The sequence below is a fragment of the Levilactobacillus sp. FUA 3915 genome, from assembly GCF_044053135.1.
In the GTDB taxonomy this organism is placed as follows: domain Bacteria; phylum Bacillota; class Bacilli; order Lactobacillales; family Lactobacillaceae; genus Levilactobacillus; species Levilactobacillus lanxiensis.
This window is the reverse complement of record NZ_CP168704.1, coordinates 1552113-1572634: the sequence shown is the minus strand read 5'-3', so window position 1 is coordinate 1572634 and position 20522 is coordinate 1552113. Positions and strand designations below refer to the sequence as shown.

Annotated in this window: 20 protein-coding genes; 7 read left to right on the top strand and 13 right to left on the bottom strand. The window is 46.3% G+C overall.

Going from position 1 to position 20522, the window contains the following annotated elements; translation table 11 throughout:
• Positions 1 to 175: 175 nt before the first annotated feature.
• The gene (locus ACEPST_RS07415) at positions 176 to 1627 is read right to left on the bottom strand and encodes an S-layer protein (RefSeq protein WP_395390621.1); all 1452 of its coding nucleotides are present in this window, start codon (positions 1625 to 1627) and stop codon (positions 176 to 178) included.
• A 292-nt stretch (positions 1628 to 1919) separates the two neighbouring features.
• Between ACEPST_RS07415 and ACEPST_RS07410 the strand changes: the two genes are divergently transcribed.
• Positions 1920 to 2840, top strand: coding sequence for an IS30-like element ISLsa1 family transposase (locus tag ACEPST_RS07410; RefSeq protein WP_071665519.1), 921 nt, complete (start codon positions 1920 to 1922; stop codon positions 2838 to 2840).
• A 189-nt stretch (positions 2841 to 3029) separates the two neighbouring features.
• Here the strand turns inward: ACEPST_RS07410 and ACEPST_RS07405 are convergent, their stop codons facing one another.
• The gene (locus ACEPST_RS07405; RefSeq protein WP_395390620.1) at positions 3030 to 3329 is read right to left on the bottom strand and encodes a hypothetical protein; all 300 of its coding nucleotides are present in this window, start codon (positions 3327 to 3329) and stop codon (positions 3030 to 3032) included.
• Positions 3330 to 3636: 307 nt separating this feature from the next.
• Between ACEPST_RS07405 and ACEPST_RS07400 the strand changes: the two genes are divergently transcribed.
• The gene (locus ACEPST_RS07400) at positions 3637 to 4062 is read left to right on the top strand and encodes a hypothetical protein (protein ID WP_395390619.1); all 426 of its coding nucleotides are present in this window, start codon (positions 3637 to 3639) and stop codon (positions 4060 to 4062) included.
• A gap of 99 nt (positions 4063 to 4161) precedes the next feature.
• Here ACEPST_RS07400 and ACEPST_RS07395 read toward each other — a convergent pair whose 3' ends face one another.
• Complete coding sequence (locus tag ACEPST_RS07395) at positions 4162 to 4740, bottom strand: ImmA/IrrE family metallo-endopeptidase (protein ID WP_395390618.1); 579 nt, start codon at positions 4738 to 4740, stop codon at positions 4162 to 4164.
• A 174-nt stretch (positions 4741 to 4914) separates the two neighbouring features.
• Positions 4915 to 5397 (bottom strand): hypothetical protein, encoded by a 483-nt coding sequence (locus ACEPST_RS07390; RefSeq protein ID WP_395390617.1) that lies wholly within the window; start codon positions 5395 to 5397, stop codon positions 4915 to 4917.
• Positions 5398 to 5552: 155 nt separating this feature from the next.
• Between ACEPST_RS07390 and ACEPST_RS07385 the strand changes: the two genes are divergently transcribed.
• The gene (locus tag ACEPST_RS07385) at positions 5553 to 5837 is read left to right on the top strand and encodes a hypothetical protein (RefSeq protein WP_395390616.1); all 285 of its coding nucleotides are present in this window, start codon (positions 5553 to 5555) and stop codon (positions 5835 to 5837) included.
• A 166-nt stretch (positions 5838 to 6003) separates the two neighbouring features.
• Here ACEPST_RS07385 and ACEPST_RS07380 read toward each other — a convergent pair whose 3' ends face one another.
• From ACEPST_RS07380 to ACEPST_RS07360, 5 genes are all read right to left on the bottom strand, one after another.
• On the bottom strand, positions 6004 to 6771 hold the full coding sequence (locus ACEPST_RS07380; protein ID WP_395390615.1) for a hypothetical protein: 768 nt from the start codon (positions 6769 to 6771) through the stop codon (positions 6004 to 6006).
• A gap of 226 nt (positions 6772 to 6997) precedes the next feature.
• Positions 6998 to 7690: a hypothetical protein gene (locus ACEPST_RS07375; RefSeq protein ID WP_395390614.1), complete on the bottom strand. Its 693-nt coding sequence runs from the start codon at positions 7688 to 7690 to the stop codon at positions 6998 to 7000.
• Positions 7691 to 7875: 185 nt separating this feature from the next.
• The gene (locus tag ACEPST_RS07370; RefSeq protein WP_395390613.1) at positions 7876 to 8055 is read right to left on the bottom strand and encodes a hypothetical protein; all 180 of its coding nucleotides are present in this window, start codon (positions 8053 to 8055) and stop codon (positions 7876 to 7878) included.
• Positions 8056 to 8058: 3 nt separating this feature from the next.
• Positions 8059 to 8427, bottom strand: a complete 369-nt coding sequence (locus ACEPST_RS07365; protein ID WP_395390612.1) for a hypothetical protein — start codon at positions 8425 to 8427, stop codon at positions 8059 to 8061.
• Entirely contained in the window at positions 8417 to 9310 is an 894-nt protein-coding gene (locus ACEPST_RS07360) for a ParA family protein (RefSeq protein ID WP_395390611.1), read from the bottom strand. The genes ACEPST_RS07365 and ACEPST_RS07360 overlap by 11 nt, the downstream gene beginning before the upstream one ends.
• Positions 9311 to 9769: 459 nt before the next feature.
• On the opposite strand from ACEPST_RS07360, the gene ACEPST_RS07355 reads away from it, so the two are divergent.
• Positions 9770 to 11134, top strand: a complete 1365-nt coding sequence (locus ACEPST_RS07355; RefSeq protein ID WP_395390610.1) for an S-layer protein — start codon at positions 9770 to 9772, stop codon at positions 11132 to 11134.
• 685 nt (positions 11135 to 11819) lie between these two features.
• On the opposite strand, the gene ACEPST_RS07350 is transcribed toward ACEPST_RS07355, so the two are convergent.
• The 3 genes from ACEPST_RS07350 to ACEPST_RS07340 all read right to left on the bottom strand — a co-directional run bounded on the left by ACEPST_RS07350 (position 11820) and on the right by ACEPST_RS07340 (position 14228).
• Entirely contained in the window at positions 11820 to 12227 is a 408-nt protein-coding gene (locus ACEPST_RS07350; protein WP_395390609.1) for a DUF5776 domain-containing protein, read from the bottom strand.
• A 60-nt stretch (positions 12228 to 12287) separates the two neighbouring features.
• Positions 12288 to 13073, bottom strand: a complete 786-nt coding sequence (locus ACEPST_RS07345; RefSeq protein ID WP_395390608.1) for a hypothetical protein — start codon at positions 13071 to 13073, stop codon at positions 12288 to 12290.
• Positions 13074 to 13190: 117 nt separating this feature from the next.
• Positions 13191 to 14228, bottom strand: a complete 1038-nt coding sequence (locus ACEPST_RS07340) for a DUF5776 domain-containing protein (protein ID WP_395390607.1) — start codon at positions 14226 to 14228, stop codon at positions 13191 to 13193.
• Between the two features lie 124 nt (positions 14229 to 14352).
• On the opposite strand from ACEPST_RS07340, the gene ACEPST_RS07335 reads away from it, so the two are divergent.
• Positions 14353 to 15525, top strand: coding sequence for an IS256 family transposase (locus ACEPST_RS07335; RefSeq protein ID WP_057879063.1), 1173 nt, complete (start codon positions 14353 to 14355; stop codon positions 15523 to 15525).
• Here ACEPST_RS07335 and ACEPST_RS07330 read toward each other — a convergent pair.
• A complete protein-coding gene (locus ACEPST_RS07330) occupies positions 15522 to 16310 on the bottom strand; it encodes a hypothetical protein (protein WP_395390606.1) in 789 nt (262 codons plus the stop codon). The genes ACEPST_RS07335 and ACEPST_RS07330 overlap by 4 nt on opposite strands.
• A gap of 617 nt (positions 16311 to 16927) precedes the next feature.
• Here ACEPST_RS07330 and ACEPST_RS07325 point away from each other — a divergent pair.
• On the top strand, positions 16928 to 18229 hold the full coding sequence (locus ACEPST_RS07325; RefSeq protein ID WP_395390605.1) for a tyrosine-protein phosphatase: 1302 nt from the start codon (positions 16928 to 16930) through the stop codon (positions 18227 to 18229).
• A 281-nt stretch (positions 18230 to 18510) separates the two neighbouring features.
• Entirely contained in the window at positions 18511 to 19812 is a 1302-nt protein-coding gene (locus ACEPST_RS07320; protein WP_395390604.1) for a DUF5776 domain-containing protein, read from the top strand.
• Positions 19813 to 20522: the final 710 nt, after the last annotated feature.

Here is a 20522-nt window from a genome sequence, read left to right as displayed (position 1 = left end):
AAATCTTCACAAATTACGCATATTTAGACATTTTTAAACTACCTTAAGACGGTTGGAAATGCTTAAAAAGCCGCTAACCACGGACTTTTTTGTGGGTAGCGACTTTTGTTTTAAATCAGTTGCTTTCAAGCCTAAAGCTTAATCCGACTCCTTCATCAAGTGCAAGTAGTCTCACTTATGCAAATACGTTAATATTATTTCCTGGCTTTTGTTCATTTACACCATTTGGTTCCAAGGTTGCTGTGAAGTTAGCCTTCAAGGCATCCCCATAGTACGCCGTTTTATTGTTCCCAACGAATGAATTTTCGTCAAATGTAAAGACGTAGTGGTACTGAGCCCCTGTACTATCAGTGTATGTCTTGGCACCAGAGTATCCTGTCTTCGTAGCATTAAGTCCATCTCGAATAGTTCCAAGATTCGTTTCCCCAAGCTGCGTCCCCTGCTTCCCAGTTAATGCACCAATTGCACCATTGCCTAAAGGAATCAGCAAGTCACTGGTCGTCAGCTGTACATTTTCACTGAGGGCACCGGAAACAACATGGTTATTAGTATTGATAGTCGTCAAAACCATTTTAATCTTAGAAGATGCTGCTGCAGTTACATCTGCATAAACATTGTTACCATATGAGGCACCACTTGCCAATGTTTTTGTAACAGACGTTTCAATTGAGTAGCCACTTGGAGCGTTCTTAGTAATGAATTCTGCTAAGGTTAATCCGGCATTGTTCTTAGGCTCAGTTGTAGTAGTTGCAGCCTTGGGTGCGGATGCAGCGGGTGCGGCTGATGTAGTAGCATTGACCTTATCACCGGCCTTAGTTCCACCAGCTGAATTGATCCATGTTACTTCGCCAAGTTGCTTAGAACCATCACGATAAACAACTTTCACACTGTTATTGTTAGTCGCTTCTGCTTCAGTTTTGTTAACACTTAAACCACCAAAGTCGGTACTTGAAGCATCTTTGTAGCCTTCACCTGCAAAGATCCATCCAGAAACAGCCGAATTGTTGTCAGAGGTCACGTAGTAGTACAGTGAGCCTTCCTTGGTCTTAGTTTCTGCCTTAGATACAGTAAACGTATCTTCCTTAGTCGTCCCATACATGTTCACCTTGTGGGCCTTGTAAGTCGTGTGTTGTGGTGCGGTCCACAACGTGTTCTTCTTCACGTCCTTGATGTGGAAACCAGCCGTCCGCGTTGGCATCGTAGCTTCCTTGGTCGTTTGGGCCTCCTTGATACCGGCACCAATCGTCCCCTTTACCTTACCGCCGTAGATGTAGCCACGGTACTTACCGTTCATTGAAACGATCTTGTAGTAGACCGTTCCCCGGTTCGTAACGGCCATGTAGTAGGCCCGGAAGTAGTCCTTGGAGTGTGTTGAGCTAGCCAACTTCTTCACGGTCTTCTTGGAAGCAACTGTCTTGGCACCCTTCACCGTTCCTGGCTTTGAGTAGATGGCGTTTGTACCAGTCAACTCAACGTTCTTGCTGTCCTTGCCCAGTGAAGACTTGGACACAACTTTGGCCTTAGACGCTGCGTCTGCGGTCGTGGCAGTCGTCGTGACCGTTGCCACAGCCCCTAAACTCAGCGCTGCTAAACCTAAATACAATGATTTCGCTAATTGTGCTTGCATAATTTTCTCCCCTAGAAAATAGATTTAGTTGTTCTCGGGTAGTATACCAAGAAGCCCCAGCAAAATGATATAGCGTATGTAAAATATCTCATGTAAATAATTATATTCGGTATAACTGGATAAATAAAAAGGACGTTAACACCACCTCTATCAGGCGACCTCAACGTCCAAATTTCTGCAAAGTTTTTTATTAAGGCAAATTCTATAATTAATCCGAACAGAAATTAAAAAGCCCAAAGCAATCACTTACAATGGTAGTAGCTAATTCCAACCAATATAGGGAGTGATTACTTTGGGTACATCTACTTTATCACGTTTTCAACGTGGCGCACTAGCACAACTGGTCAATGAGGGGAATAAATCTTACCAAGTAATGGCTGACGCCTTAGGCGTCGCCAAAGCTACGATTAGCTATGAGTTGGACCGGGTTAAACCTTATGATCCAGAATTAGCTCAGCAAGATGCAGATCGCAAAAGGCGGAATTGCGGTCGTCGTTCGATGCTGACGGCAGCATTAGCGACTTTAATTACCAATCACTTACGATTAACCTGGTCACCAGAAACCATTGCGGCCGCTTATAACTTGAGCACTGCGTCAATTTATAATTGGCTTAATCGTGGCTGGCTCCCCTTCAAATTGACTGATCTACCCAATCGGAATGTCCGCCAGCACCGAGTGAGCGAAAATCGTGGGAAATTTACAAGTGGGACTTCCATCGAACAACGGCCAACAACTGTTAATCAACGGTTAGCTTTTGGTCATTGGGAAGTAGATACGGTGCTTTCTAGTCGAAGTGAGTCACGATCATGTCTGGTTACATTCGTAGAACGTAAGACCCGACTTCTATGGGCCATCAAAGCCCCTAATAGAACGGCTAAGGCTCTAAACATCGCCTTTGGCAAGTTTATGGGGGCCTTCGGTCCCCAAGTAAAATCCATTACTGTTGATCATGGTAAAGAGTTTGCCAATTATCAGGCCTTAGAACAGGATTATCAGATCAAAGTTTATTTTTGCCATCCATATTCACCATGGGAGCGAGGTTCCAATGAATATTTTAATAGACGGTTACGCTGGTTCTTCCCGAAAAAGACCAATTTTAGCCAAGTAACGACTGATGAGATCCTAGCAGCACTTGAACTAATTAATCAACGACCATTAAAAATACATCATCAACAGACTGCCATTGAAAGATTCCGGGCTTGTTCGGATTAAACTTGTAATTTGCCTTAATAATGAGAAAAACTTTCAGAATCCAATCTCTCTCACTGATAAAACCAAGCACTATAAGCCCGGCTACCACCAATCCGGCGACCATGATCCAGCAGTCTATAGCAGTTAAAATGCACTTTCCGTTTCCCATGCCCAGCCGAGCGCACCTGCACGTGGAAATACCCCACCGTCTTATAGTGCGAGTAAAACCATTCGTGTCCCTTCAAATCGTAGCTGTGGCTGCCACCGCTTATGCCGGTAGCTCATCCGCTTATACTGCGCCGGATCACCTTCCGAGCCAGCATCAAAGAAGTTTTTACGAAACGAAATCGTTGGGTGAATGTACGAACCCAACATGAACGTCTTCTTTCCCGTCCAAACGCCCCGCAGAGCTTTCGGCGTCCCCTGATGCCAGGTAGCCGCCTGTCCCTGCGTCTCACCCACCAAACCAATACTCAAACCAACGACAATTGCCATAACCCATTTTCTCATCAAAAAATCCTCCCCAAACATTTTCACTACCTCCTCAGTATACGCCCGCTCACACGGTTGCGCCCCCAACCTTTCCCAACGTGCGGCCGGGAAACCCGTTGGGCCGCCGATCCCACCAACCTATGCTAAACTTCAAGATGGTAACGGCTAAACCGCCTATCCGGTGGCCGTTACCACCTTGCGACTGGCGTAATGCTCAGGCGTTTGTCAGTTGGCGACCCCCATGATTAAGCTCGGCCATTCAGTCGGGTAGTTGCTCACGGCGGCTACCCGGCTTTTTGGTGCGAAATAGAAGGGAGACTAGCTCATGCGTTCAACCCCTAACGCCCATTTTCACGCGCAACCCCAATCACTGGCCGCGGTCCATGCCCACCTGTTGCGCTGGGGCATCATCACCAATCTGAATTATCGCGCACTCGACCTAGTTGACCCCACTGGCGCGGCGCTGGCTCCCTTGCACGACTACCTCAAGCGAAAAGGCATGGTGGTGCTGGTCCGCAGCATCTGGGACGACGCCTACCACCAGGGCGTGATCACCCTCCTGTTCGACACCGCTCGCTATACGTTCGCTCAGGCCCGCGGCACCTGTGAGCGCGACCTATTCACGGAATACGGCTGTGGCCTGTGGACCGCCGAGGATGAAAGGCAAGCCGAGCGCATTCGAAAGGACCGGGCCCGGCAGAAACGTAAACGATTGGCGATTAACGCGTGGCAAGCAAAAAAGCACAAGTAACGCCATCCCAGTCTCTTGGGGGCGTCACTTGTGCTTTTAAATTGAATTATTTATTCGGAATCTTGTCGCTGCACTTGCTCGAGATAACGCCGCAAATCATCATTTGCCATCCAGCAGGAGCCTCCGATAGTTTTGTAATCGGATCTTAGCAGTCACTTCGGCCACAAAGTAGGTCTTCGCAATTCGTTTAACTAATTGTGGTAAGGGGTCATGCGCCTGAGCGGCTAATTCTACGGTCTCTGTCAGCTTATAATTTGGAATCAAAAACGCCGCGGCAAATTCATTGGCCTGCGTTTCCCGAATCTGTTCCTGTGCCGTGTAGTCAGCCTTACCGCGATAGGACACTTCAAGAACTTGGTCCTGCTTAAAATCAGCTAGCTCCACTTGTGTCATGTCAGGTAACCATTTCCAATGTAAAATCAAATGCCCCAGCTCGTGGGCTTTAGTGAAATTCTGCCGAACCGGAACGTTCAAAGCACTCACCGCAATCACCGGCCGATTATTTTGCCCATCCCACCGTAAATAGCCGTCAAATTCTTCAGTTAAAATGTATTTAACGTCAATACCTTCGGCCTCCAAGTAACTATCAATATTTCGATAGTCACTATGTTCTGCAAAAATCTCCTTATGCAAAAGTTCTGCGAGTTCATCAATCGTCTGACGGGTAGAACTATCCATAGCGGCCACCTCCATATTCGTTAAGCGAAACGCCCATTCCCGACTTTCTTAGCTGTCACCAATCTTACCACGGGACAACCATCGGTCCTACTGTTTTCGTTTCACCCAATCAGTTGCCCAACTGCCTAACTATTGGCGAATCCTTTAGTCTCTAATCAGTGATCATTTTCCAGCCTATTTATATGGATAATCCGTCGTCCGTGAATGCCGACCGCTGAAAGACGTCCAGACTTGCATCCGTAACGCCGTCCCCTGTTCAGCATCAAATGTAAGTAGCCGTTTGCCGGACCGCGCGAACGATTTCGTATACGTCCGGTCACTGGCCTGAACGAAACCACCTGTTACCGTGTAGGTCTTGCGGTGGTCAACGGTCGTTTTGAAATTGATCAGCTCGTTCATCCCGATTTTTTCACCCCAGGTGCCGGTCGTCTCCTGAATGGCGTGGCGCGTGATATGTAGGGTGGCGTAGTCCCAGTGGTACTTCCGCTGGCCCTGTGATTGAAAGTAGACTTTGTGCTTCGGTGTCCGCCACCAGCCGCGTGCCATCTTTGGTGTGCCGCGATGTGTGACCACCGCAGCGTGTGCGGTCGTGGTGCCAGCTAACAAGCCCCCACTCACCGCGAGAATGGTTAACCCTAAACGAAATGATTGTTGCATATTTTCTCCTCCCAGAAACCCAATCTGCCCGCTAATCTTGACACTAACGAGATAATTTCAGTATACACCCCACGCCATTTTTCATCGGATTGGTTTCCCCCACTGACAATCTACGTTACAATAGACCAATCAAATCTAAAACTATGAGGTGCACCATGTCCATTAAACTTACGCTCGCCAATAACCAAGTCCTGACCATCGACCAAGACACGCCACTCAAGGCCTGGAAGGGCACGCACGATAAAAACGAGGAGACCGGCAAACGCGAATTCTACGCCGAATCTATTCTCGACGGTCCCCTGCTGGCCGACACGGAATTAACCGCCGCTGACCTGATGGTGGCCCTGCAAGGCTTCCTCAGTCACGCCGACTGGTTTGCCGTGGGTCCCGACTTCAAGCAGCTTATCCAAACGTCTAGCGTGGTTGCGCTGGAAGCTTAATTTCGTTATTTGCCGGCTGTTTTCCGATGGGAAATGGTCGGTTTTTTCTGTCACAAAGATTTTTGATTACGCTTCGTCGGCTACCTGAAAGACTCGTGTAGAGTATCCAGCAGAATCACTATACCGAATATGCTTATCCACCTTTGCTCGGGCTTTTTCAGCCTGCTTAGCATCCACATACACGGTCGGTTCCGGCAACAATTTTGTGAGCTTCTCTGTATCCTTCTTGAGCGCGATGGTGCCCTTCCTCCCGCGTCAGTGTGGTGAAGCTCACCTCACCAGCAATCGCGTCTTCCAGGTCTTTCGGCTTTAACGTATCAAACTTAGGCGTCGTTCCCGATGTAAACTCGCCTATTTTAACCAGTGTTCCCGTCGTTAACCACACATAACGGGTGCCAGGTTGCAGGACGGGAATAAATAACGTTTCATCATCATATTTATATTTAGGATTAGGGCTTAATTTGAGATTGCCATTCACCAATCGCAAAACCACATTATAGATGGGCGAATCACCCTGGAGCTGAATCCGCATCGTACCAACCGCATGTCCCCGCATCTCTCGCAGAACCTGATCAATTCGCGCATCGGATTTTTCTCGCGACAAATTTAACGCCTGCGAGGCAAACATTTCACCATACATGTACACATCGTTTGCTTGTAAAATATCCGTCCGATAGCGCATAGAAATACTGAATGGCCGGCTGTCCTTACGACGTTTTTCATCCTCAGATTCCGTCTGCACCGTCGTTTGCCAGCCAATTCCCAAGATAGCAATGATGGCGCCCAGACCGCTGACCAGATCAGAAACACTCCCCAGTTCCATCCGAAAGGCTAAGTGGAGTACTAGCGCAATTAAAACTAGCACCACCACAATTGCCGTTCCCAGCCACAGGTACCGCTTGGTCACCGGGCTGATTTGTTTCTCCTTCTTCACAACGTCCACCTCCGTAATTGATTGGTTAGTTCTAGAATATACCTGTGAGGCGTTCATCGCTACGGTAAATGTAACCGATTACAGATTTGACTTTCCCTACAAAGCAGACGCAGTCATCCTTAAAAGCTGGTAAAATATGTCCCCTAGTTCCAACATCTTTTAGAGACTAATGGAATTTAAGATATTCATCCTACGCTTAATTATTTTTCTAACTTAAGTATAGAATTTATGGTAGCCCATAAAAAATCATCTGTTCATTCTTGCTCAACATCTTTTTTATATTAGTTAAATCCTCAATAGATAGACTTTGATAACGCAACCTAAATAAATAAGACATCGCCTTTAACTCGATTTTTCTAATCTGCTTAGTTTTTTTTGCTAAAGAACGGTGACTTATCTTCAAATTAATTTGTTCGTTAAGTGAAGCCACTAATTTTACATTATCAATCGGATCATGTAGTGACCTAGAGGAAACGCTAAACAAGTCATATAAATAGTCAAAGTCCCTCTTACGTTTAAAAAGATACCCATCTTTTAATACCGCCTTCTTAATGGAAGTGAATGAGTATCTTCGAACCTCCTGAAAAGTACTACGTGAATTAGGACTTTTCATCACTATCAATCGAAGCATAGACTCTGAAAACGATCTCAAAAGAACTTGTATTAAATATTCATCATTTAACGGAAGTGTGAGCAAAATTTTTAACAATAGCTGTCTGCATTCGTTTACAAAATCCTCCTCTTGCTTTGAGATTTGGCCTCTTCGAACTAAGTCTAAATGAAATAAAACAACTTGAATGTTATCAACGATTTCTTTTAAGTAACCCTGCTCCTTTACATCAAGCTGTTTATTTATACTTGTGGTCGGAAAATTTTTTTCTAAGAACTTTTGATACGATGCATAGTAACTTTTCTTCATTAACTATCCCCGTCCAAACTTATCAAATGTGGATGCCTTCCTATTCTTCTTTATGTGCCTACTAGTTGTTTCTTCCGGTACAAAATCTTTAGCAACATCTACATCAAGCTGTTTATTTATACTTGTGGTCGGAAAATTTTTTCTAAGAACTTTTGATACGATGCATAGTAACTTTTCTTCATTAACTATCCCCGTCCAAACTTATCAAATGTGGATGCCTTCCTATTCTTCTTTATGTGCCTACTAGTTGTTTCTTCCGGTACAAAATCTTTAGCAACATCTACATCAAGCTGTTTATTTATACTTGTGGTCGGAAAATTTTTTTCTAAGAACTTTTGATACGATGCATAGTAACTTTTCTTCATTAACTATCCCCGTCCAAACTTATCAAATGTGGATGCCTTCCTATTCTTCTTTATGTGCCTACTAGTTGTTTCTTCCGGTACAAAATCTTTAGCAACATCTAAGAACCTATCTATCGCAGAAGAATCCAACTCTTCAATTTTTTTCACGTATCTTGCAATAATCAGTGTTCTGCTCCGATACACATAGTCTTTAAGACTAAAATTTAATTCACTAGACAATTTTTTTATGTCATCATTCTTTTGAAATAGCGACTTAGAAAGCAATATATTTATATAAATTGAATACAAACTATATCTAACTCTTTCCTTATCCGTTCGCTTATCTAGCGCATATATGTCTCGCCTGAGCATTACGTTTTCTTTATTTTCCATTATTTTCCACCTGACTTAAAAACTCTTCGGTTATTGAAATAATATTCGATCTTGATTTTTTATTTTGGGAATCCAAAACAAAGTATCCTACTTCATCTCTAAATTTAAAATTAAAATTAAAATCTTCTTCAAAATAATGTAAATTATACTTCGACAAACGCTTCGACTGACGAATCTTTGTCTTTTGACGGCCTAGTTGGTTATTTGTCTGGACGCCTTTAGAAATTGGATTAAATATGATTCCAAGATCGATTAAAGGTTTATCTCTAAATCTTCTAACATCTGTTTTTTCAAGATCTTTAACCACTTGCTTCAGTAAATCTATTCCTAAAACTGAATATGGGTCAATTCCAACCGGTACCAAATAATACTGACTTGCCTTTAATGCCGCGGTTGTATAAAACGAATAAGTTGGGGGGCAGTCGATAAGAATGTAGTCATAGGTGCTTGTCAGTTGCTTGTCAACTATGTAATTATCCAAAGCATTTTCACGTGCTGCTCCACCATTACTTCTTTCAAGAAAGACGGTGGAAAGATCCCCAGGAATTAGACTAATCTTATTTTTCTCTAAATTTTGAATTACATCTTCTGGCTCAGGAACCATTGAATTCGCATTTGCTTGAAATAGCGAATTAATAGATTTATCACATACAGTAAGCCCCTTTTTTTCAGACTTACTCAAATCCTTAATTCCTTCTTTTGAAACATATGAAAAGCGTTCAAACAGTGATTGAGTAAGATTTGACTGCGGATCTATATCTACAAAAAGTACTTTCTTTTCAAATCTATTTGCCAAAGTGTAACCAATTTCCTTGCACAAAGTAGTTTTACCAACCCCACCCTTCATATTAATAAATGAAACCACATTTCCATCAACGTCCATTTAACTGCACCTCGTTTACTGACTAAGAGTCTTCAACCCTACTTAATATTACTATAACACCCCCTGTATAATAAAGTATTCAGGCACTATTTCACTTATTCGCCGTAATGATTGGTATTTTTAAAATCAAAGTTCAAAACGCTAAAAAGCTTTCCCCACTCTTAACCAAATCAAAACCTAACTTAACCCAACCTAAACGCCACCAAAAAAATCCCGACACCGCCAACCAACCATTCACCACCTAAATCACCGGTCCCCGCCACACCCATGCGCCACCGCAAATCGCCGTCCCCTTATCCCCAACCAACACCCACCCCAACCCGCACCCACGCTAGCTAATCCCCGGATGCCCACTCCCCGTCATAACTCGGGGGTCGCGCTGATTTGGCCAATTTCCTTGCTATACTAACTCCTGTTAAGCGCAAACTTAACGACTCAAATCACAAAGGAGACCTAGATATGCAATCTAGTTTAAAGAAATCAGTTACCCTCGGCTTGGCTGCCCTCAGCCTCGCCGGTGTCGCGACCATCGCCGGGACGACGAGCGCTTCCGCCAAGTCCTATGCGACCGCCGGAGCCTACACCACCCTGAAGACGGACGCCACCGCCCGCAACGTGGCGTCCACCGGGACCAACGCGCTGTACACCAAGCCCGGCACGGTCAAAGGGGCCAAAGTCGTGGCCTCCAAGGCGACCATGAAGTCCCTGGCCAGCTCCAACAAGTCCGCTAGCTACTTCCGCGCTTACGGCCAGAAGACCACCAACCGCGGGTCCGTTTACTACCGCGTCGTTTCCATGGATGGCAAATACCGCGGCTACATCTACGGTGGCACCACCGCGGGGACATTTGCCGGGGGCATCAAGACCGCTAGCACCACCACCGCGGCCACGACGCCAACGACGAAGACCTACTACCTGAAGAATCCCGGCACCGCCAATACCCTCTGGAGCGCGCCGAAGTACACCCAATACAAGGCCACCAAGGTCATCAACAGCACCAGCGCCCTCGCCACGGATTCCTTTACCGTCGACTCCGCCGCCACCAAGACCAAGGAAGGCTCGCTCTACTACCACGTGACCGACAACAACAATACCAAGGTCAGCGGCTGGATCTACGCCGGCGCCCTGCAAACGGGTGAGAACAGCGCCATCACCAGCGCCAAGAGTGTCACCGTGAACTACGTCGACAGCAGTACCGGCAAGAGCGTCAAGAGTGGCGCCCTGATCACCGCGAGCGATGCCAAATCCGGGGCCGCCCTGGGCACCACGGACGCCGCGACCGTCAACACGGCCATCGGCTCATCGACCTACCTGCCAGCCGGCTACAGTCTGACCAGTTCCACTAACACCTACGTGACCAGCACCGACACCTGGGGCAGCAGCGTGACCGTGCCTGTCACCGCCAACGCCGCCGCGGGCATCACGATTGCCTCTTCCTCCGCGTTGAACAGTACGACCGGGGCCAGTGACAAATTGACCACCACCGACGCTCTGGCCGCCGATGCCAGCACGACCGTCGCCACCGCCCAGTCCGACTTCACCAAGGACTACACCGGCGTCAGTGGCACCACGGCTTCTCAAAGCGACCTGAGCGCCGCCTTGACCAGTGATAAATTGAACACGATCTACATCCCCGTTTACGAATCAGACGGGACCACCCAGTCAACCAACTCCGATGGCGCCAAGCTGTACACCAAGTACACGCTGAACACGGCCTCTCTGCCAACCGGCATCACCTTTGGCAGTACGTCCTTAGCGCTGACTTACAACGCCGCGGGCTCATACGCGCTGACGAGTGGGTCTAGTACGATGACTGCGCAGTAGATTGATTTTGGCTTGATTGTTTAACCTTTAACCATAATGGGCTGTAGTCGCCTGTTTTAAATGCAACATCAAAAAAGCTTGTGGCCGCCCTTTCCGGTGGTCGCAAGCTTTTTGTCGTCAATCGACTACATCCCCAACCACAAAAAATAGCAACGCCCACCAGGAAGTCACCTCCCCAGCCAAGCGTCGCTATTTCATTCACATTGTTAAGGCCAGCCCACAACAATCGTGAGCTTCTGACTCGGAAGCGTCCTGCGCAAGACGCCCAGTGTGGACCGCGACTGCGCACCACCTATCTATGGCCTCAACCCCTCGGTCAAACAAGGTTAACCTGCATGAAACTTCTCACGGGTCGCAGGCGCCCCTTGCCATCGGCCAATGGTTCCCGGCCGGATTCGCGCTTCCTAACAACTACCAGCAATCGCCTAGGCAGTCACTGGGGTGGTGCCGGTCCTACCTCTCGCGTCCGCAACGGTTATGCGTTAACAGCTGCTTTCTAGGATTCGGACCGGTCGACGGCTCAAGTCACGAATTCCCTTCGCTAGCTTGAACACCTTCAGTAAACCACGATCCCGGGGTGACTGGTAACTAGCCGCTCAGGGGATGGGACTAGTGGCGGTGAGTTGCCTAACTGGTAGGGAAATATGTAAAAAAGCCGCCCCACGGCGACTCCTCAACCCAATCACTATTCCCCAACAGCCTGAACATACTGCTGGTCAGCCGTGATATACGTCCCATCATTCAGCTTGTACCGGGCCACGCCATTGCTCGACCGGGCCTTCCCGACCACCGTAAACACCGGCGCGTGATTTTTCGTTTCCTTAGCATAACCCTGGACCCGCTGGCTAGCGGTAAAGGTCGGTTGGGCGTAGCGGTAGAGTTTTTGCTTCGCGTAGACCTTGAACGGAGCCGCTTCCCCATTCTTATCAGTCCGTAAACTCAACCCGCGCGCACCATCCGCCTCCGCCGTCAGCGTGCTGCTCTCATACAGCCGGCCGGTGTAGTGATTGCTCTTCGTCCAGACATAGTTCCAACCAAACCCCACGCTCGCCGCCACCATTATTGATAGAATCCCTTTAGTCCATACACTCATGATTTTTCTCCTTTATTAATCGCCTCAGTCATTGTTTTTATTTCAACTAGTCCAAACCTTCTAAGACACCACCGGCTCCAGCACAATCTTCTCAACCTGCAAGTCATGATCGTTAAACGTCACCGTCTTGCGGTCCATCTGGTAGCCAATCCGGCCATTACTCTGCAGCAGCGTCGCAATCTCTGAATTCTCCAGGTTCACCGTCTTGCCGCGGACCCCGTGAATCTGATACGACGCAATCTGTGAGCCGTAAACGGAATCCATGTGGACCTCGATCGTCATGACCTGGTTGTTCACCGCGTAGGCCACATCCAAGTCTTCATTGGGATAGAACGGGTCGACCGTGGTCATCTTGGACTTAGCCGAGTAGCCCCACGGACTGATGCTCTTGGAAAATGTCAGGTTCTTGGCCACCTTTAAGGTCTTTTCACCGTACTGGCCACGAATCTGGTTATCCAGTCGCTGGCCCCACAGCTTGGCGCCTTCACCCTCACTACTCTTCATTTCGGCATACTTCAGGGCCTGCCAGTAGTTCACCCGCTTAGCTGACTTCAGGTGTGCCAGCTCATTCAGTAACATGCCGTAGCGCAACCCACTAACGTCGTTCAACCCGGACAGGTCGACCTTGACGCCGTCCGCCGTGATCCGTTGGCGGATACCACTCACGCTGGTAAACGGCTGAAGTTTGAAACTGGCCTTGCCCTTCTCATCCGCCTCGGCTCTAACCGAGGTCGTCCGCGTCATCAGGTTCTTGTGGTGGCTAGTCTTCGACCAAATAAAGTTCCAGCCGACACCGATAGCCAATGCGACCGCTAACGCCAGTAGTGCTTTAATTGCTTTCATCATAGATAGTCCCCTTATCTTGTTTAATCGCCTTCATCCATCCTTATTTTCAAAAGGTGCGCGACCTGCGAGAGTCCCGCACCTGGTGTTCCTGTGATGCCTGATTCCCTTAGCAAATGGTTACTGGGCAATCTTCACGTACTTGCTGTTAGCCGTGATGTAACCGCCAGCGACCTTGTAACGCTTGTAGCCGGAAACGTGGTGGACGTTGCCGTGGGAGTGATTCCAACCCTTAACGTTGATGACACTGCCCTTCTTGTACGTCTTGACAACCTTCTTCAAGTCCACGTCTTTGTAGAGTCGAACGGTCGTCTTCGCCTTCACCTGCTTGACCTGCTTCGGTTTCGTCGGTGAGACTAACTTCTTGCTACCAGAGATATACTTGCCATTGGCCAGTTGGTAACGCGTCATGCCGTTCTTCTTGGAAATTTGCTTGACCGCTACCGTCGTGCCTTGCTTCACATGTTTGACCTTTCCGCTTAACGCGTTGGTCTTGTAAGTGTTGATGCCTTTCGGGTTCGTCACGTGCAGCTTCTTGTAACTACCGTTCCAGTACAGCTTGCCGACATACTTGTCGCTAGCCGTAATGTGCGTGCCGTCACTTAACTTGTAACGAGCGGCACCATTGCTGGCAGTCGTCTTGCCAACCACCGTGAAGACTGGGGCGTGCGCCTTAACCTTCTTGGCATGGGCTTGAACCCGCCGTTTATTGGTGAAGTTGGGGTGAGAGTAACGGTAGAGTTTTTGCTTGCCGTAGACCTTGAATGGCGTTACGGATTTAGTGACGTTGTTCGTGTTGTTATTAGTGTTGCCAGGATTCGTAGCCTTTTCATCGTTATCCACATTCGTGTCAGTATCCTTGTCACCAGAATCTACGTCTGAGCCGCCACCTCCAGTAACAGTTTCTCCACCAGTCCCGGTATTATCACCTTTTTCTTCTGTGTAGACAACTTGAAAATCTCTTTGTTCCTTTTTAAAATCAATTTCTACAATCTTTTGGTCAGTCACATACCCTTCAATGACTGGTGAATCAATTTTGCACTGGAATTTAGGATACCCTGGCACTTCCAATTTGTCAGGTGCTTTACTTTCATGACCTTCTGGCATGATGTACTCGATAGTTGCTTTTTCTAATTTTGCTAATACTTCTTCATTCATGTTAAAAACAGAGTGTTTAAATAATTATGTGTAAATAGAAAAATAAGCAATTGAAAAGGGAAAGCCTCTCCCTTATGATAGTTAGCAACCACACTCACTTCATAGGACATAGGAGGCTTTCCCCATGACTCAGTTTAACAAAGAAATTATGGCAGCACTAGCACAAAAGCAAGATTTGGACGAAGTTTTTCGGCAACATTTGGAAACGGCCATCAATGATTTAATGCACGAGGAGCTTTCATCGTTCCTCGGTTATGAACCCTACGACCGCCAAGGCTTTAACAGCGGCAATTCACGCAATGGGCATTATCTGCGAACCTTTAAAACTAAGTATGGGGAACTAAACTTGGAGGTTCCACGCGACCGAAATGGCGCCTTTAATACGCAAACTATTCCAAGCTATCAACGCCAAACGGATGGTTTAGAAGCCACGGTTGTCCAGCTCTACGAAAAAGGGATTACCACTAGTGAGATCGCGGATTTGATTGAGAAAATGTATGGTGCTCATTACACACCACAAACGGTTTCAAACCTCACGAAGGTCGTTGACCAACAGGTCAACGCCTTCAAGACGCGCCCTCTAGCGAGTCGTTACGCAGTCATTTATGTGGACGCAACATACTTACCTCTGCGCCGGGACTCAGTGGCTAAAGAAGCCGTGCATATCGCCATTGGCATTCGACCAAATGGTATGAAAGAGGTCCTAGCATACCAAGTCGCTCCAACTGAATCCAGTACCGTTTGGGAAGAGCTTCTCGTGGACATTCAGCAGCGTGGTGTAAAAGAAGTCCTCTTATTCGTGGCCGATGGCTTAGTCGGCCTTACCAACACAATTGGTGACCACTTCCCTAAGGCTAAGCTCCAGCAGTGCCTGATCCACGTCAGTCGGAACATTGAAGCTCACGTTCGAACTAAGGACCGACAAGAGGTCCTTAACGACTTCAAACTGATCCATCAAGCAGCTACCATGGACGACGCAAAACAGGCCTTAGCTGACTTCATAGACAAGTGGCAAAAGGCGTATCCAAAAGTAACGGGCAAGCTAGAAAATAATCCTCATCTCTTGACCTGTTTCACTTTTCCAGCTGCGATACGCAGTAGCATCTACAGCACAAATCTCATTGAATCATTCAACAAGAAGCTAAAACGGCAGACAAAGAAGAAAGAACAATTTCCAAATGAACCAGCACTAGAACGCGTTCTGGTCACAGTTATTCGTGACTACAACGGCCAAAATTTTGAGCGAACGCATCGAGGTTTCAAGCAAATTCAAGATACGTTAGAATCCATGTATTAGAAGCTAGCTAATGGGAGAGGACTTCCATTTACACAAAAAATTTGACACTCCCTAAAAACATCATATTCGTGATTTGAAGAACTGCCAATCTTTAATTTAGTATTACTTAAACTACTATGCATTTCATTGTTAGCTTGAGAGTATTCTAAATCAATTATTTGGTCTTTACTAACCCAATAATCATACGTCTCTGAAGTATATCCTCCAAAAAATTCAATATGCGCTTTGATTTTTGCTTCAATATCATTTTTTGTGAAAGGAACTTTCAGTACGCCATTGTTCTCGGTTATTTGGTCTCCCAACTTTAAATTCAACGCATCTGAATTAAGTGTGTATCCATTTCCCTTTAAGCTCTCAATTAAAGTGATACCCTTAGCAACCTCTAACGTATCCCCACCGTACTTATCTTCCACATGATCATTCAACACCCCAGCATAGAGAGGCTTACTACCAATGTTATTATTTACTAGAGAAAAGTACTTCAATGCTTCCTCATAGTTAATTTGCTTCCCATCAGAAGAAACTTTATCTAACACACTCCTATACGTATCCCCACCCTCAATTTTGACATTCCCTAAAACAACAGGTATTGGATTCGTAATGTCTTTTCCATTCTCATCGACCGGCTGTAACGTCAGGCTACTCACGCCTTCCACATCCGCATCAGCCTCAATCGAACTATCATCCAACCGACTATGATTAGTCTTAGACCAAAGATAGTTCCCACCAAATCCAATCCCAGCAATTATTGATAAGGCTAGTATGCCTTTAACCCATTTCTTCATATATTTTCTCCTTTTTCTGTTTGATCGCCTTCATTCGTCAAATTTTTGTTTCTGTTGTTAAGTCTAAAGTGTCTTGCCATACTGACCGTCAGTCGTGAGGTCACCCACCAACAGCCCGATAACGATTCATACCAGCGACGTGGTGCCCACTTCCACGAAGCCAATCTTCTCAATTAATTTTTCATCATCCCACTCCCATCTTAACTGTCGACTTACTGCATTAGTTTTTTCTATGCAGTAACAATAACATTAAGTTAATAACACATGCTACCACACTTTCACTAATGTGGTCAATATAATAAACGATAAATAGTATATAAGTATTTGGCATTTAATGAGGGAAACGTAAAATTAACGTCATCAAAAAAGTTGTCGTTCACTGACAACTTTTTCAAGATACCATTTACTTATTTATGACTAAACTAGTCGCAAAGGCCTATGTACCAGCATTTGATTACAGTCTGGTTTTCTAGCCGTACCAATGGTCTGTGAAAGTCTTGCTTTCAAAAATATAAAAATATCTTGCATACCAAAAACATACAGAAAGTTAATCAAAATACGACATCCATTCAGTATGATTATTTCTTGTGATAAAAATATCTGTTTGGAGGATTTACATGACTCATCATTGGAAACACGCATTTAGCTTAACCGTCTTAGCCCTAACTCTGGGGACTGTGAGTAGCCCCATCATCTCTGGCCTAGCTGCTACCCCGTCTGGAAACACAACATCAGCCCCGGGATACGACCCCGACAAAATGCCTACCAGTTTTCCTCGTGACTTTGCGGTCCCGGCAGAACCAGCCGCCGGTGAACCCGGCTCTCGACTAACGCTAAGCGTCAATAGCGGAAAGACCCAATACAATAACAACACCAGAGAATTAGGTGGCTACGTCACGGCCGATGGCAAATGGAAGATTAAGAATAACCGTCTCCTACGATCTGCCAAGCTCGCTAAACTTTCTGACGACGACATTAAGATTCTCCAGCAACATAACGTCAAACACATCGTTGATTTCCGAACGGCTGGTCAAGTGAGCGGTAGTAAAGACAAAGTTATCCCCGGTGCCAGTTGGGAAAACATTTCCATCTTTGGTAGAAAACCTGATAGTGGTTATAGTCTGGTTAATAACGAATATGTACCAGCGAAAAATGGTGACGGTGGCTTCTACAATCATCAACTAGAATTCAGTGCTTCCGCCTTGACCGGTTACCACCAATTTCTGACCGGACTGCTGTCCCGTAACGGCGCGACCCTCTTCCACTGTCATTCTGGGAAAGACCGGACGGGTATCGCCAGCGTCCTCATCATGTCCGCGCTGGGGATGTCCGCGAACACCATTGCCACGGACTACATGCTCTCCCAAACTTACGGCCACGAAGTTCACTTCAGCTGGATCAAAGAATACTTCCGTGAGATTAATATTTACTACACCAATATGCCTCACTACCTGGTCGAAGGGCTTAACTTCTCTAAATATCAACAGGAACTTCTGAAGTCCCAGTACCTGGTCTCCACTGATGGTCAGGAACGGGCTTACCCGGCACCGGCTAGTCCAGCACCTACTATCCCCACGAAACCAGAATCAGATCAAAAACCAACAACGACACAACCTGCACAGCCTTCAACACCGCAGCCAACCGCGCCAAAGCGCAAACAGGTTAAGGTACTTTCCGTCAAGAAACTTAAGAAAGCTCAGTATGTACACTTGAAAAATCACCGACCATACTTCTACGACATGCATCTTAAACACAAAGTCGGGTTAACAGGTAAATCCACCAAGGCCAAGTGGCGCTTACTCAAACGGGCAAAGATTCGTGTCAACAATCACACCATGACCTACTTCCAGATTAAAGGAACCCATGGCCATCATCGTTGGATTCAAAGTAACGCGATTCACTTAATCAGAAATAAGTAAACGTAAACCAGGGTAGCCGTTATTCAAATGGCTACCCTGGTTTGTTTTAAAGCGACTGCTGGTATTACTAGCTTATAGTCGTCCATCATCTATTCCCTTCGATAAAGCCCTTAAATGTAACAACACATTCATTATGACGCCCACTGTGTTCGAAATCTCATCATAAATCCCACCACTTATGTAATCTCTAGAAGGATTCTTATCACTTTGATTAGTTATCATTCTAAAAAGTGTTGTGTAAGTACGTTTTTAACGTTAAACTTATTTTGGAGGTGAAAGTCATGAAAAAAAAGATTATCTCTTGGTTAGCAATTTCTATTCTTACTTTATTAGTTGGTTTGTTGTGTGGTCCATCTAGGTTGGCCCGTGCCGACTCCGGTGACGTGCAGTTTAAAACTGATTTCTACCTAGAATTAAAAGGTCAGCAATCTCCTGCAGATGAGATAGAGGTCTCATTACCAACCACTAATACAGCCGGTCTCTCTTACCAAACAATGCTCGATGAATACACCAAGGAAAAAGGAATGTCTCCTTACAAGGCAATCAGCACGCTTATAGGCTATGCCAATGGCACAATGAGTAAAGCTGATGGCATAGCAGTTGAAAAATCCATAACTCCTAGTTTAAACGATGAGGAGGCTTTTCAGTCGTTAACATACGACGTTAACAACAATTTACCCTTTCCAGACAGCAGTATTAACCTCCCCAGGACCTCAGAAGAAGCCAAAACCGTCATCATTCCAACACTTGACGACGGATCCAACTCCAATTACACTGTCAATCCCCCATTTATTATCTATATGGTCGCCAACGATAGCCAAACGACTATTAAGTACAGTGTCCCTGACGGCGTAACTGCACCTGAATCCAAAGTCGTCCGTGGGTACGGCGGCGAGGAACCCGTTAATATTGACAGTCCAGCCGTTCCAGGATACGTGCCAGATAAGCAAACAGTCACGGTTAACTTTGCCACCGGCCAGGAGAATACGATTACCGTTCATTATGCCAAACCTGGTACGACTGGCACATCAACGAGTAGCCCAGCCGCGGCATCTTCTTCCAGTAGCGCTGCTTCCACAACGAGCAGCACTGTCACAACAACGACACCTCAAAAATTGCCTAATCAAACGCCAATCTATGCGCTAAAGAAACTCTATCTCTACCAGCACCCAACGTTCAAGAAGCAGCAGCGGTTAGCAACCTATCCCCAAACAAAACGGGCTGCACGGCCAATGTTTGTCGTCCTCGGAACCGCCTACTCCAAGAATGGACTTCTTAGATATCACGTTAAAGATGTCAATCATCAGAGTAAAACAGCCGGAAAGACTGGCTACGTGACGACAGACTCGCGATTCGTAGCATCTGTCTACTATCAAAAGTCAACTAAACAGGTGAAGGTACTGGCTCCGGCTGGTATCAGCGAATACCGAAATGTTAACTTAACAAGAAAGGTCAAAACGCTTAAAACCCACAAGACGGTCAAAGTCGTTGGGCTAAAGCACTATCATCAAACAACACGCTTTGTTTTGAGCAACGGTCACTACATTACGGCGAATAAGAAATTAGTCATCGCAGTGAAGTAAGCTCTCAAACAGATTCGCCATTTAAAAATCCAAGCTTAGGCGTTGTTAATCCATCAGGACTAGCAACGCCTTTTTGCATTGCACGATTTAGTCTCGTTGGAAATATCCAAGTCGCCGTTTCATTCAGTTTTACCTTCCTGCAAGCACAAAAATGACCAACCCAGCCCCCAAAAAGGGTCACCCAGATTGATCATCCAACCAATCCTATTCCGCCACCCCAAAACCACAGTAAAAGAAGGTACCCCCCGAGTTTTCGTAGCGAGAATACCTTCTCCTGCATTAAATTCAATTCAGAAGCGACCCTGTTTGAGATCTACCAACCGGTCACGTTGAATACGCAATCGCTTGGCTCTGAATTGTTGAGAACCCCAAGTGGGGGACAAACTAGAGTTTGACACCATGGGGACTCTCTGTGGCGCCAGCCTAGGGGTTAAGGAAAGTTTATGTTCTCCCTTAGCTCGCCTTCATTAAACCACCTATCAGCCGAATAACCTAGAAACACCGCCGGATTCCCATAGTTACTCCCCGTCACTGGCGCAACCGAATGGGGAGCCACGCCCATTGCTTACCCACTAGCTGTAGTTCACTTGCGGTGGCCCATCTTTCTAAATAAAAAGGAGGCTACGCGTGAAATTCACTCGCTACCTCCTAAAGGAGACCCAGTAATCTGAAAACAATTAGATGGCTTACAGATTGCTGGGTGAAATGCA